This window comes from Brucella sp. BE17 (genome assembly GCF_039545455.1).
Taxonomy (GTDB): domain Bacteria; phylum Pseudomonadota; class Alphaproteobacteria; order Rhizobiales; family Rhizobiaceae; genus Brucella.
Genome location: NZ_CP154467.1, coordinates 2,065,995 through 2,079,193, shown reverse-complemented (window position 1 = coordinate 2,079,193; position 13,199 = coordinate 2,065,995). Strand labels below are relative to the sequence as shown.

Sequence of the window (13,199 nt, the reverse complement as noted above, 5' to 3'; positions counted from 1 at the left end):
GAGATAGCTATGGCCTTTCGCCTCTACGACCTGCCGGAAATCGAACCGAGCCGCCTTGTTGGCTTTGCCGGGAACCGCATCGACCGACTGTCGGAAAAGCGACAGGATGATTCAGCCTTTACGGCACTCGAACTCCCCGACACGCGCATCATGCTGCTGGGACACAATCGCCTGCTGCTCGACTGTAGCAATGCGCAGGCACCGCGAGCGCTGTTTGATCTTGACGAGGCGCGAGGGTACCAGCCAGATCTCGAAGAGCCGATATTGTTAGGCATGCAGGATGGCGTGCCAATCGTAGCTCTGATGACGCCATTTGATCCCGAAAACCTGCCAGACCCGTTCAAGGCACAAGACTATCGCAGCCTTTACATGGAAGGCTTGCTGGGAGCCGATCTTCTCGGCGCTTTAGCGCAAGCGGCAGCCCTCACCGCATGGCATGGCAATCACCGGTTTTGCGGGCGCTGCGGCCACAAGAGTGCGATGCGTGCCGGTGGTGCAAAACGGGTCTGCCCGCATTGCAATGCCGAGCATTTTCCGCGCACCGATCCGGTTGCCATCATGCTGCCGGTCAGGGGTGACAAATGTATTCTGGCGCGAGGACCGCATTTTACCGCCAATTCCTACTCCTGCCTTGCTGGTTTTATCGAACATGGCGAGACGATCGAGGCCGCGGTTCGGCGCGAAAGCTTTGAGGAAATGGGGCTGGCTATCGGTCGCGTCGGCTATCATGCCAGCCAGCCATGGCCGTTTCCCTATTCGCTTATGATCGGCTGTCATGCCGAAGTGTTGAGCGATAATTTCACCATCGACCATTCAGAACTTGAAGACGGACGCTGGTTTTCCAAAACCGAAGTCCGCGCCATGCTCTCGGACACACACGAAAAAGGGCTGCGCGTTCCGGCATCCGGCGCTATCGCAACCCATCTGATCAGGGCATGGGCGGAGAGCTGATTATTCCGCTGCCAGCAAATGCGTGCCGCGTACGTCACTGCCCTTATAGACACCGAGAATACGCACTTCCTTTGAGAAAAAGGCCAGTTCTTCCAGTGCCAGCTTCACATTATGGTCTTCCGGGTGGCCCTCGATATCGGCATAAAACTGCGTGGCAATAAAGCGTCCGCCGAGCTGATAACTTTCGAGCTTGGTCATATTGACGCCGTTGGTGGCAAATCCGCCCATCGCCTTATAAAGGGCTGCCGGCACGTTGCGAACCCGAAACACGAATGTGGTGATGATGCGCTCGTCCTTTTGCGGACGCGGCTCCCATTGCTTCTCTTTGGAAAGCACCACGAAACGCGTGACGTTGTTTTCCGCGTCCTCGACATCTTCCTGCAAGATATCCAGACCGTAAAGACCGGCAGCAAGGCGCGGCGCGAGAGCGGCCATCGAGCGGTCCTGCTCATCAGCAACCAGACGCGCAGCACCCGCCGTATCGCCAGCGATCACCGGCTTCCAGCCATTGTCGCGGATCACCTTGCGGCACTGGCCGAGCGCATGGATATGGCTATGGACCGTGCGGATTTCCTCACGTTTGGCGCCCGGCAGCACCATGAGCTGGAAATGGATCGGCAGAAAATATTCGCCGACGATATGGATGTCGGCCAGCGGCAGAAGATAGTGAATATCGGCGACGCGTCCGGCCAACGTGTTCTCGATGGGGATCATGGCAAGGTCGGCGGCCCCGCTTTCCACCGCATTGAAGGCGTCCTCGAAAGTCGGGCACGGCAACGGCTCCATATCGGGAAACATGTTGCGGCATGCCGTATCGGAATTGGCGCCCGCTTCGCCCTGGAAGGAAATCCTGTTGGTTTTCATCGTGTCGTACTTTCTCAAATACCCATCGAGGGCACCCATGACGGGCAGCTATTTACAAAGTCTTTGCAATCATTTCGCGCGCGCGGTCAAGATCGGCCTGTGTGTCGACCCCCAGCGGTACCGTATCCACGATTTCGACATCGATACGCATACCCGCCTCCAGCGCGCGCAACTGTTCCAGTTTCTCGCGCTTTTCCAGATAAGATGGCCCCAAGCCCACAAAGCGCTCCAATGCGGCGCGGCGATAGGCATAAAGACCGATATGGTGATACAGTGGGCCATCGCCATGCGGTGCAGTTGCGCGGGTAAAATAAAGGGCGCGCAGGCGGTTCTGCTCCAGCGGCGAACCGACAATTTTCACCACGCTGGGATTGGTTTTTTCTTCCTCAAGCGCGATTTCCACGCCCAGCGTTGCGATATCCGCCGGACCGTCCTCGAGCGGACGCAACGCGCGACGGATGATATCGGGATCGATCGTCGGCAAATCGCCCTGCACATTGACGATTGCGTCTATCTCACCGCTCGGATCGAGTTTCAGCAGTGCCTCATAGATGCGGTCGGAACCTGATTCGTGGTCGCCGCGCGTCATCACAGCCTCATGGCCATTGGCAGTAACGATTGCGAAGACGTCCGTGCTGTCGGTCGCAACAACCGTACGTCCAAGCCCAGCCGCTTTCGCGCGGTCGGCCACATGCACGATCATTGGCTTGCCGCCAATATCGGCAAGCGGCTTGTTGGGCAGACGCGTTGATGCCATCCGGGCCGGAATGAGGGTAAGGGTGTTTAAAGACTGAGGCATGATCGTCTCTTGTTGCTGCGCCTTGCGGTGTCAGGCCGTTTTCAGGCCGGTTTCAGACGCCTGTTGTCGTAATCGTGTCACCTTTACCACGCTGGAAATGCAGCAAAAGTGTCAAAAAGTCACGGGGTCAGACACCCTTATAGGTGTTGCATCGCCTATGTAAAAGACCTAGTTTCCGCCCGATGCCGGGGAGAGAATTGTTGCCTTTCAATAAGGGTTGCATGCCGGCTGTGTACGGCGTTCTCGGGGAGATCGCTTTGTAGAGGGAGCGCTGACCGGCGATGAATTCAACCCGAACTAACAAGTTTATCATGGCGTTTCTGGCGACGGTTTTCGTTGCCATGACGATAAGTATTTTGTCCGATTCGCTGTTTCATGCGCCTGCGCCGGAAAAGCCGGGCTATACAATCGAAGTGGCCGATGCTCCGGCTGGAGGCGCTGCAGGCGCTCCCGCCAAGGAAGAAGTTTCCATCGCGACCCTGCTGCAATCCGCTGATCCGGCGCGAGGGCAGAACGTTTTCAAGCGTTGCGCTGCCTGCCATACCGCCGAAAAGGGCGGTGCCAACAAGGTTGGTCCGCATCTGTGGGATATCGTCAATCGTCCTGCGGCTTCGGTTGATGGTTTTGGCTATTCAGCTGCCATGAAGGAATTCGGCGCTGCGGGAAACAACTGGGACTTTGAGCATCTCAACAAGTTCCTGACTTCGCCCAAAGGCTTCATCAGGGGCACGGCCATGGGCTTTGCCGGTGACAAGAAGGATAATGAGCGCGCCGATCTGATTGCCTATCTGCATACGCTTTCCGACAATCCGGCACCGCTGCCGAGCGCCGATGCAGCACCCGCCGAAGGCGAGAATGCAGCACCGGCAGAAGGCGAATCAAAGCCCGCCGAAGAAGGTCAGGCACCCGCCAGCGAAGACAAGCCTGCAGAATCCTCCCCTGAGGGTCAGGAGGGCCAGCAGCCTGCGGGTCAAGCTCCAGCTCCAGAGACGCCGGAGCAGGCACCAGCCGACTGATTGGGGATGAAAGATAAAAAAGCCCGGTTTATCCGGGCTTTTTTGTTATTCGGTTTGGTTTTCTCAACGACATGCCTTTCTTCCTCCGCAAAAAGCCATAAAACTTGCACCAACGAATTCGGAACAAAACGGAGTTGCTGGATGAGAGCTTTCTGGGCGGGCGCTTTTGCTGTCGCAATGCTGGCGAACACGGTATCAATCGGCCATACGCAGAATTCAGAACTGCAATGGCGATACGCTTCCAGCCTAATGGGCGAACCCAAATATCCGGCTGATTTCAAGCATTACGACTATGTCAATCCCGATGCGCCCAAGGGCGGCACGCTCAATCAGGTGGCGGTCGGCACCTTCGACAGCCTCAATCCTTATGTGGTTCAAGGCGTTCCTGCAGCAGGCCTGGGCGCTTTTGGCGGCGGCTATCTCTACGATACGCTGATGTCGGATTCGGTCGATCAAAGTTCAACTCAATATCCGCTCATCGCGGAAGCCTTGCAATATCCCGATGATTTTTCATGGGTAAAATTCAAGCTCAACCCGAAAGCCAAATGGCATGACGGCGAGCCGATCACCGTCGAGGACGTGATCTGGTCGTTTGATGTGCTGAAAAAACAATCGCCCATGTACAATAAATATTATGGCGACGTGGAAAAGGCTGAGAAGAGCGGCGAGTGGGAAGTGAAATTCACATTCTCGCAAAAGGGCAATCGTGAATTGCCACAGATCATGGGCCAGCTCGCGATCCTGCCCAAGCACTGGTGGGAGGGCAAGGACGCCAAAGGCAAGCAGCGCGACATCACGCGTCCGACGCTGGAAATTCCGCTCGGCTCATCAGCCTACAGAATCGAAAGCGTGCGGCCCGGACAAGCCATCGTCTGGGCACGTGTCGATGACTATTGGGGCAAGGATCTGCCCGTCAACGTCGGCCGCTACAATTTCGACCATCTGCATTACGAGTATTATCTGAGTGACGACGCCACATGGGAAGCCTTCAAGAAGGGCGGCGACTATGACTACCGTCAGGAAAACCGCGCCCAGCGCTGGGCCGAGCAATACAATTTCCCCGCCGTTCAGCGCGGCGATGTGGTTAAAAAATCCTTTCCCTATCACGCCGTCGGTCGCATGCAGGGCTATTTCCTCAACACGCGCCGCGATGAATTCAAGGATCCGAAAGTGCGGCAGGCGCTGACCTATGCCTTTGATTTCGAGGCCATGAACCGCCTGTTGTTTTTCAATCAGTATCAACGCATCGAAAGCTATTTTTCCGGCAATGAACTGGCTTTAAGTGGCCCGCCGACAAAGGCGGAGCAGGAAATCCTGGAGACAGTGAAAGATGCGCTGCCCGCTGACGCACTGACCAAGGAATTCAAGCTTCCGGTCTACGACAACCCACAGTCCACGCGTGACAATCTTCGCACGGCGCTGAAACTTCTCGGCGAAGCCGGATGGACGCTCAAGAACAACAAGCTTACCGACGAAAATGGCAAGACTTTCTCCTTCGAAATTCTGGACGACGGTGCCAGTTTCGAGAAAGTCCATAATCTTTTTATCCAGAACCTTAAAAGAATCGGCATCGATGCGCGTGTTCGTATTGTCGATGCGGCGCAATATCAGGCGCGGGTCAATGATTTCGACTATGACGTGATTTCCTCACTCATTGCGCAAACCGCCTCACCAGGCAACGAACAACGTGATTTCTGGGGTTCCAAATCCGCTGAATTCAAAGGCAGCCGTAATTACGCTGGCATAAAGAACCCAGCCATCGACACGCTGATCGACCGCGTTATCTACGCCAAGGACCGCGACGAACTGGTGGCAGCGTCCCACGCGCTCGACCGCGCGTTGTTGTGGAATTATTACGTCATTCCGCAATGGTATTCCGATAAAATCAATATCGCCTATTGGAACAAGTTCGGCATGCCGGAAAATCAGCCGGATTATGCAGGCATCGATCCGTTCTCTTGGTGGATCGATCCGGTCAAAGAACCCAAGATCAAGACCGACGCTGAATAGGAGCGTCGGGATATGACCGTCACTCCTATGAGCCGCCGCGATTTTCTTCTGCTTTCTGGCAGTTCCGCTCTCATCGCCTCTCTGCCCGGGCCTGCAATGGCACTGATGCCAGCAACGCCGCGACGTGGGCTATCAGCCTTCGGCGATTTGAAATATGCGCCCGACTTTTCCCATTTCGAGTATGTGAATGCAGATGCCCCAAAGGGCGGCACCTTCACGCTTGCGCCGTGGAACTGGCTGTGGAACCAGAACACGCAGACATTCAATACGCTCAACACATTCACGTTGAAAGGCGATGCGCCACCACGCATGGAGCTGACCTTTGACAGCCTGATGGTTTCGGCACTTGATGAACCGGATTCGGTCTATGGCCTTGTTGCAGAAAATGTCGTGGTAACGAATGACCGCCACACATGCGTTTTCAACTTGCGCAAGGAAGCGCGTTTTCATGACGGCTCGCCGATCGAGGCAGACGACGTTGCATTCACTTTTGAGCTTTTCAAACAGAAAGCCCATCCGAAAATTCGTCAGATGCTTGTCTCTCTTGAGAAAGCCGACGCCCTTGGCACACATGAAGTGCGCCTGCGTTTTAACGAAAACAGCGGTTTCAACGCCATACTCGATGCCGTGGGTCTGCCTATTCTCTCGAAACAATGGTTCAAGGACAAGGATTTCGAGGCAACCACGCTTGCACCGATTCTTGGCTCCGGCCCCTATAAGGTCGGCAGAGTTTCGCCCGGCAACATGATCGAATATGAGCGTGTCAGCGATTACTGGGCAAAGGACCTTGCTGTCATGCGCGGGCAAAATAATTTTGACCGCATCCGCATCGAGTTCTTCCGCGACCGGCAGCCGGAATTCGAGGCCTTCAAGAAGGGCGATATCGATTTGCGCGGCGAATATGTGGCCAGAAATTGGGCTACCAGCTATGATTTCCCAGCCGTTGAGCAGAAGAAAGTGATCAAGCGTACTTTCCCGCGCGAAAGACGCCCGCTCATGCAGGGCTGGGCACTCAACCAGCGCCGCGAGCGGTTTCGCGATCCGCGTGTGCGAGAAGCTATCGGGCTTTGCTTTGATTTCGAGTGGACCAATAAAAACCTGTTTTATGATAGCTATCAACGCTCGCAATCCTGCTTCAACGGTTCGGACTTTCAGGCCGTTGGCCTGCCGGGCGAGGCAGAACTGAAAGTGCTTGAACGTTATCGTAGCAAGCTGCCGAAGGAAGTCTTTGGCGAAGCGGTGGTGATGCCAACCTCTGATGGCTCAGGACGCGACCGTGCGCAGTTCTCGCGCGCCGTCAAGCTTATGCAGGAAGCGGGTTTTGAGCGCAAAAACGGCCAGTTCCATGCAAGGGACGGCGCCAAATTCACGCTGGAAATCTTAAGCGATAGTGACACCTTCACCAGGGTCTATAATCCCTTCATGCAAAAGATGCGCGCCATCGGCATTGACGCCCGACTGCGGTTGGTCGATGCCAGTCAGTATCAGGCCCGTGTACAGGATTTCGATTTCGACATGGTCTCCATGGCCATGCAGTTTTCCGCCACGCCAACCAGCGAATCGCTTTCCGGCATGTTCGGCTCGCAATCAGCCAGAACACCGGGTAGCTATAATCTGCCGGGCACGAATGATCCGCTGATCGACGCGCTGATTGCCGACGTGGCCAAGGTTTCCAGCCGAGAAGAACTCGTCGCGACGCTCAGGGTGCTCGATCGGTACTTGCGTATCCGTCGCGACTGGATTCCAAATTGGACAATAGCGAATCATCGCATCGCTTTCTGGGACCGGTTCGGTTTCAAGGAGCCGAAGCCGGATTACGGCTTCCCGGTCGAGACGCTGTGGTGGATTAAGCAATGATCCCGAAAAGTGGGAACCGGTTTTCGGAAAAAATCATGCGCTGGATGAAGAAAAGGCAAAAGCTGTTGGCAAGCCCTGAGACGACCTCCAATATTTCAAGTGAGCTGAACTGATGGGCGCATATATTTTACGCCGTCTTCTTTTGATGATTCCGACCATTTTGGGCATCATGGCCATTTCCTTTGCCGTGGTGCAATTTGCCCCCGGCGGTCCGGTCGAACGGGTGATCGGACAGCTTTCAGGGCAAGGCGGCGATGCGCTCGACCGCATTTCAGGCGGCGGCAGTGATTTCGGCCAAAGCAATCTCGACAGCGGCTCTTCCAATTCCAGATATCGTGGCGCGCAAGGGCTCGACCCACAATTTATCGCCGATCTTGAAAAGCAGTTCGGCTTCGACAAACCACCGCTCGAACGCTTTGGTCAGATGTTGTGGAATTATGCGCGCTTTGATTTCGGGCGCAGCTATTTCCGCGACATCAGCGTGCTCGATCTGATCAAGGAAAAGATGCCGGTTTCGATCTCGCTCGGCCTGTGGCTGACGTTTCTCTCCTATGCGATCTCGATCCCGCTTGGCATACGCAAGGCGATCAAGGAAGGCAGCCGTTTCGACACATGGACCAGCGCTGTCATTATCGTCGGCTACGCCATTCCAAGCTTCTTGTTTGCAATCCTTTTGATCGTTCTTTTTGCCGGCGGCTCGTTCTTGGACTGGTTTCCGCTTAGAGGTCTTACCTCACCCGATTTTGCGCAGATGTCGCTCATGGGCAAGATCGGGGATTATCTCTGGCACATGGTGCTGCCGGTCACCGCTCTCGTTCTGTCGGCCTTTGCCACAACAACGCTCTTGACCAAGAATTCCTTCCTTGAAGAAATCCGCAAGCAATATGTCACCACCGCCCGCGCCAAGGGTCTCACTGAAAATCAGGTGCTTTATGGCCATGTGTTCCGCAATGCGATGCTGATCGTCATTGCCGGTTTTCCCGGTGCCTTTATTTCGGCTTTTTTCACCGGCTCGCTTCTGATCGAGACGATTTTTTCGCTCGATGGCCTTGGCTTGCTCGGCTATCAGTCGATCATCAACCGTGACTATCCGGTGGTATTTGCAACGCTCTACATCTTCTCATTAATAGGATTGCTGGTCAGCCTTTTGTCCGATCTCACCTATACGTGGATCGATCCGCGCATTGATTTCGACAGGAGGGACGTGTGATGACCGACACCACACTTACTCCCGCAAAACCTATTAAACGTCCGTGGCTGTCCCCACTCAACAAGCGTCGCTGGCAGAACTTTAAAGCCAACAGGCGTGGTTACTGGTCGCTGTGGATTTTCCTGTTCCTGCTTGTCTGCGCACTGTGTTCTGAACTGATCGCCAATGATCGGCCAATCCTCGTTTCCTATAAAGGCGAAGTGCTGGCCCCCGTCCTGGTCGATTACCCGGAAGAGAAATTCGGCGGCTTTTATGCCGTTACCGATTATCGCGATCCGGTCATACAGGACGAGATCAACAACAATGGCTGGGCGATCTGGCCACCGTTCCGCTATTCCTACAACACCGTCAACAATGAAATCCCGCAGGCAGCACCCGCAAAGCCATTCTGGCTCTATTCGGCGGAAGAACGCTGCCAGCGCTACCCGCAAGGGGCAAACGACCCCAATTGCCGCTTCGGCAATTTCAATCTGCTCGGCACCGACGATCAGGCGCGTGACGTTTTTGCGCGCGCGCTTTACGGCTTTCGCATTTCGGTCGCCTTCGGGCTCATCCTCACCTTTTTCTCAGCCATTATCGGAGTGAGCGCCGGTGCGGTCCAGGGCTATTTCGGCGGCTGGGTCGATCTCATTTTTCAGCGTGTCATTGAAATCTGGTCCTCTATCCCGGTTCTTTATCTGTTGCTGATTATAGCCGCGATATTACCGCCGGGCTTCTGGGTGCTGCTCGGCATCATGCTGCTGTTTTCATGGGTGGCTTTTGTCGGCGTGGTACGGGCCGAATTTTTGCGGGCCAGAAACTTTGAATATGTCAACGCAGCACGCGCATTGGGGGTCAGAAACGCCACCATCATGTGGCGGCATCTCTTGCCCAATGCGATGGTCGCAACGCTCACATTCCTGCCCTTCATCCTCAATGGGTCGATCACCACGCTGACCTCGCTCGATTTCCTCGGTTTCGGCCTGCCTCCCGGTTCCGCCTCGCTTGGTGAATTGCTCGCGCAGGGCAAAAACAATCTGCAAGCGCCATGGCTCGGCATCACCGGTTTTCTGGTGATCTCCGTAATGCTGTCGCTGTTGATATTTATCGGTGAAGCAACCCGCGACGCCTTCGATCCGCGAAAGGCATTCCGATGAGCACGCCCATCCTTTCCATCCGCGATCTCTCGGTCGCCTTCCGCCAGGACGGCGAAGACCGGCTGTCGGTCGATCGCGTCTCCTTCGACATCGAGGCCGGTGAAACCGTGGCACTTGTAGGCGAATCGGGGTCGGGCAAATCCGTTTCCGCCCTCTCGGTGCTAAAACTTTTGCCCTATCCCTCCGCCAGTCACCCGTCGGGAGAGATTCTCTTTAACGGGCAGAACCTGATGACGGCGTCCGAGCCGGAACTCCGGCGCGTGCGCGGCAACGACATCACCATGATCTTTCAGGAGCCGATGACCTCGCTCAATCCGTTGCACACGGTGGAACGGCAAATCGGCGAAATCTTGAAGATGCATCAGGGCATGGGTGACAAGGCCGCACGCGCCCGCACACTGGAACTGCTTCATGAAGTGGGTATTCGCGAGCCGGAAAAGCGGCTCGCCGCCTTCCCGCACCAGCTATCGGGCGGGCAGCGCCAGCGCGTGATGATTGCAATGGCGCTCGCCAATAAACCGAAGCTTCTGATCGCCGACGAGCCGACAACGGCGCTCGATGTCACCGTGCAGGCACAGATCCTAAAACTGCTCGCCGAGTTGAAAGCCTCACAAGGCATGGCCATGCTGTTCATCACCCACGACCTCGACGTCGTACGCAAGATCGCCGACAAGGTCTGCGTCATGAACGGCGGCAAGATTGTAGAGGCCGGTCCCACCGAGGATATCTTTGAAAATCCGCAGCATGACTATACGAAGCATCTGCTTTCCGCCGAACCCAAAGGCGAACCGCCAGCAGCCAACCCATCCGCAAAGCCGGTGATAGAAGGCAAAGATATCCGCGTCTGGTTTCCAATCAAGAAGGGCTTTTTGCGCAAGACGGTGGATCATGTGAAGGCGGTGGATGGCGTCGATGTCAGCCTTCGCACTGGTCAGACGCTTGGCGTGGTGGGCGAGTCCGGTTCCGGCAAGACGACGCTGGGACTGGCGCTTTCACGCATGATTTCATCCAAGGGTGAAATCCGTTTCGATGGCCGTGATATCGCAAAATTCAGCTTTGCAGATATGCGCCCGCTCCGGCGCGAAATGCAGATCGTGTTTCAGGACCCGTTCGGCTCGCTCAGTCCCCGCATGACGATTGCCGACATCATTGCCGAAGGGCTTTTAGTGCATGAGCCAAAATTGTCCGCCGATGAACGCGACGAACGCGTCGTGGCAGCACTCAAAGAGGTCAATCTCAATCCTGAAACCCGCTTTCGCTATCCGCATGAGTTTTCGGGCGGTCAACGCCAGCGCATCGCCATTGCACGTGCACTGGCGCTCAACCCAAAATTCGTGATGCTTGATGAGCCGACCTCAGCGCTTGATAAAAGCGTACAGGCCCAAGTGGTCGATCTTCTGCGCGCCTTGCAGAAGAAGCATGATCTCGCTTATCTTTTCATCAGTCACGATCTCCGGGTCGTGCGTGCGCTCGCCAATGATGTGATGGTGATGCGCAATGGCAACGTGGTGGAATATGGTCCGGCGCAGGAGGTTTTCGCCAATCCGAAAACCGATTACACTAAGGCGCTGATGGCCGCAGCCTTCCACATTGAAGTGACAGAGGGAGGTGTGAAACAATGACGGCGAACAAGGGAAAAATCCTGCTGGCAGTCACCAATTGGGATCCTGAGGTGTGGATCGGCCATTTCAAGACCCATGCACCTGACCGGGTCGTGGTGACGAAGCGCGAGGAAACCGATCCTGCAATCGATTATGCGCTTGTGTGGAAACAGACGCCGGGATCGCTCAAAAACCTGCCCAGTCTCAAGGTGATTTTTTCACTGGGTGCCGGCGTCGATCACGTTTTTCGCGATCCTGATATCCCCGACGTGCCGCTGGTGCGCATTATTTCCGATGATCTTACCATGCGCATGACCGAGTATGTGGTCTGGCAAGTTCTCGATCATCATCGGCTTGGTGCACGCTACCGCAAGCAGCAGATGAATCATGTCTGGCATGAGGATGCCCGCCAGCCCGCAGCCCATGAAGTCACAGTCGGCATCATGGGGCTTGGCGTGCTGGGGCGCGATGCAGCACTTAAACTCAAAAACCTCGGCTTTAACATCACCGGCTGGAGCAGGCGTCCGCAACAGATCGACGGTGTCGAGACATTTGATGGCAAGGACGGCTTCTCGGCCTTTCTCAAGACTGCCGATATTTTCGTTTGCCTGCTGCCGCTGACGCCCGACACCAAGAGTATTTTATCGATGTCGATGTTCGCGCAATTGAAATCGGACGGCCCGCTTGGCGCGCCGGTGCTGATCAATGCCGGACGCGGTGGCTTGCAGAACGAAGCCGATATTCTGGCAGCGCTTGAGCGTGGACTTTTGTCTGCCGTTTCGCTCGACGTGTTTAATCAGGAGCCGCTGCCGCAAGACAGTCCCCTCTGGGATCATTCAAAAGTCACGATCACTCCGCATGCGGCAGCGAGCTCATCAGCCGCGGCACTCGTGCCGCAAATCATTCGACAGATCGAGGCTTTCGAGCGGGATGGCCAACTTGAAAATGTCGTGGATCGCAACACGCAATATTAGGATTTAAGTTTGCGCGCCTTGTAGCGGATGGTCTCAAAACGCACGGACAGCGCATTATAAAGCAGGAGCCGCCCGATCAGCGGCTCACCAATGCCGGTGATGAGCTTGATGACTTCCATCGCCTGCAGGCTGCCGATAACGCCCGGCAGAACTCCCAGCACACCGGCCTCGGCACAAGTTGGAATGATGCCCGCACGCGGCGCTTCGGGAAACAGATCACGATAGGACGGGTTGGGCCTGCCATCTTCGCCCGATCTATAGGGCATCAACACTGTCACCGTGCCGTCAAAGCGTCCCATGGCGCCAGTCACCAGCGGACGTTCGACCTCTGCTGCCGTATCGGCCAGCACATAGCGGGTGGCAAAATTATCCGATCCATCGACGATGATATCGTAATCTGCAATCAGCGCCGGAGCATTTTGAGCGCTCAAGCGCAGATTGTGCGCCTCGACGTTCACATGCGGATTGATGCGGGCAATGGTTGCACGCGCACTTTCAACCTTGGCCATGCCAACACTCTCCGTGTCATGGATGACCTGTCGTTGCAGGTTGGAAAGCGATACCGTATCGTCATCGACAATGCCGAGCGTGCCGATACCGGCTGCGGCCAGATAATGCAGCACCGGCGCGCCAAGACCACCAGCGCCCAGAACCAGCACACGCGCGGCTTTCATCTTCTGCTGGCCCGGCCCGCCGATTTCCGGCAGCACGATATGGCGCGCATAGCGTTCGAGTTCCTCGGAAGAAAATGGCTTGGGTGATGCAGTCATGATCGGCAACA

General features: G+C 55.8%; 11 protein-coding genes. 8 read left to right on the top strand and 3 right to left on the bottom strand.

From position 1 onward, the window contains the following. Window positions 1–9: 9 nt before the first annotated feature. Entirely contained in the window at window positions 10–951 is a 942-nt protein-coding gene (gene nudC / locus AAIB41_RS10095) for an NAD(+) diphosphatase (protein WP_343313196.1), read from the top strand. Here nudC and AAIB41_RS10090 read toward each other — a convergent pair whose 3' ends face one another. Next, window positions 952–1,815, bottom strand: a complete 864-nt coding sequence (locus tag AAIB41_RS10090) for a prephenate dehydratase (RefSeq protein ID WP_343313195.1) — start codon at window positions 1,813–1,815, stop codon at window positions 952–954. 52 nt (window positions 1,816–1,867) lie between these two features. Further along, entirely contained in the window at window positions 1,868–2,614 is a 747-nt protein-coding gene (locus AAIB41_RS10085) for a 3-deoxy-manno-octulosonate cytidylyltransferase (RefSeq protein ID WP_343313193.1), read from the bottom strand. Window positions 2,615–2,895: 281 nt separating this feature from the next. Between AAIB41_RS10085 and AAIB41_RS10080 the strand changes: the two genes are divergently transcribed. From AAIB41_RS10080 to AAIB41_RS10050, 7 genes are all read left to right on the top strand, one after another. Next, window positions 2,896–3,630 (top strand): c-type cytochrome, encoded by a 735-nt coding sequence (locus AAIB41_RS10080; protein WP_343313192.1) that lies wholly within the window; start codon window positions 2,896–2,898, stop codon window positions 3,628–3,630. Between the two features lie 141 nt (window positions 3,631–3,771). Further along, a complete protein-coding gene (locus AAIB41_RS10075) occupies window positions 3,772–5,640 on the top strand; it encodes an extracellular solute-binding protein (protein WP_343313191.1) in 1,869 nt (622 codons plus the stop codon). Between the two features lie 12 nt (window positions 5,641–5,652). Then, the gene (locus tag AAIB41_RS10070; protein WP_343313190.1) at window positions 5,653–7,497 is read left to right on the top strand and encodes an extracellular solute-binding protein; all 1,845 of its coding nucleotides are present in this window, start codon (window positions 5,653–5,655) and stop codon (window positions 7,495–7,497) included. Window positions 7,498–7,609: 112 nt separating this feature from the next. Continuing rightward, a complete protein-coding gene (locus AAIB41_RS10065; RefSeq protein WP_343313189.1) occupies window positions 7,610–8,707 on the top strand; it encodes a microcin C ABC transporter permease YejB in 1,098 nt (365 codons plus the stop codon). Continuing rightward, window positions 8,707–9,843 (top strand): ABC transporter permease, encoded by a 1,137-nt coding sequence (locus AAIB41_RS10060; RefSeq protein WP_343313188.1) that lies wholly within the window; start codon window positions 8,707–8,709, stop codon window positions 9,841–9,843. The genes AAIB41_RS10065 and AAIB41_RS10060 overlap by 1 nt, the downstream gene beginning before the upstream one ends. Beyond that, a complete protein-coding gene (locus AAIB41_RS10055; RefSeq protein WP_343313187.1) occupies window positions 9,840–11,465 on the top strand; it encodes an ABC transporter ATP-binding protein in 1,626 nt (541 codons plus the stop codon). The genes AAIB41_RS10060 and AAIB41_RS10055 overlap by 4 nt, the downstream gene beginning before the upstream one ends. Further along, window positions 11,462–12,418: a glyoxylate/hydroxypyruvate reductase A gene (locus AAIB41_RS10050; protein ID WP_343313186.1), complete on the top strand. Its 957-nt coding sequence runs from the start codon at window positions 11,462–11,464 to the stop codon at window positions 12,416–12,418. Before AAIB41_RS10055 ends, AAIB41_RS10050 begins: the two co-directional genes overlap by 4 nt. On the opposite strand, the gene AAIB41_RS10045 is transcribed toward AAIB41_RS10050, so the two are convergent. Beyond that, window positions 12,415–13,188, bottom strand: coding sequence for a molybdopterin-synthase adenylyltransferase MoeB (locus tag AAIB41_RS10045; RefSeq protein WP_343313185.1), 774 nt, complete (start codon window positions 13,186–13,188; stop codon window positions 12,415–12,417). The genes AAIB41_RS10050 and AAIB41_RS10045 overlap by 4 nt on opposite strands. Window positions 13,189–13,199: the final 11 nt, after the last annotated feature.

Excerpts from the sequence above, each read along its gene's own strand:
- nudC (WP_343313196.1), top strand. The coding sequence starts at position 10 with ATGGCCTTTCGCCTCTACGACCTGCCGGAAATCGAACCGAGCCGCCTT.
- AAIB41_RS10090 (WP_343313195.1), bottom strand. The coding sequence starts at position 1,815 with ATGAAAACCAACAGGATTTCCTTCCAGGGCGAAGCGGGCGCCAATTCC.
- AAIB41_RS10085 (WP_343313193.1), bottom strand. The coding sequence starts at position 2,614 with ATGCCTCAGTCTTTAAACACCCTTACCCTCATTCCGGCCCGGATGGCA.
- AAIB41_RS10080 (WP_343313192.1), top strand. The coding sequence starts at position 2,896 with ATGAATTCAACCCGAACTAACAAGTTTATCATGGCGTTTCTGGCGACG.
- AAIB41_RS10075 (WP_343313191.1), top strand. The coding sequence starts at position 3,772 with ATGAGAGCTTTCTGGGCGGGCGCTTTTGCTGTCGCAATGCTGGCGAAC.
- AAIB41_RS10070 (WP_343313190.1), top strand. The coding sequence starts at position 5,653 with ATGACCGTCACTCCTATGAGCCGCCGCGATTTTCTTCTGCTTTCTGGC.
- AAIB41_RS10065 (WP_343313189.1), top strand. The coding sequence starts at position 7,610 with ATGGGCGCATATATTTTACGCCGTCTTCTTTTGATGATTCCGACCATT.
- AAIB41_RS10060 (WP_343313188.1), top strand. The coding sequence starts at position 8,707 with ATGACCGACACCACACTTACTCCCGCAAAACCTATTAAACGTCCGTGG.
- AAIB41_RS10055 (WP_343313187.1), top strand. The coding sequence starts at position 9,840 with ATGAGCACGCCCATCCTTTCCATCCGCGATCTCTCGGTCGCCTTCCGC.
- AAIB41_RS10050 (WP_343313186.1), top strand. The coding sequence starts at position 11,462 with ATGACGGCGAACAAGGGAAAAATCCTGCTGGCAGTCACCAATTGGGAT.
- AAIB41_RS10045 (WP_343313185.1), bottom strand. The coding sequence starts at position 13,188 with ATGACTGCATCACCCAAGCCATTTTCTTCCGAGGAACTCGAACGCTAT.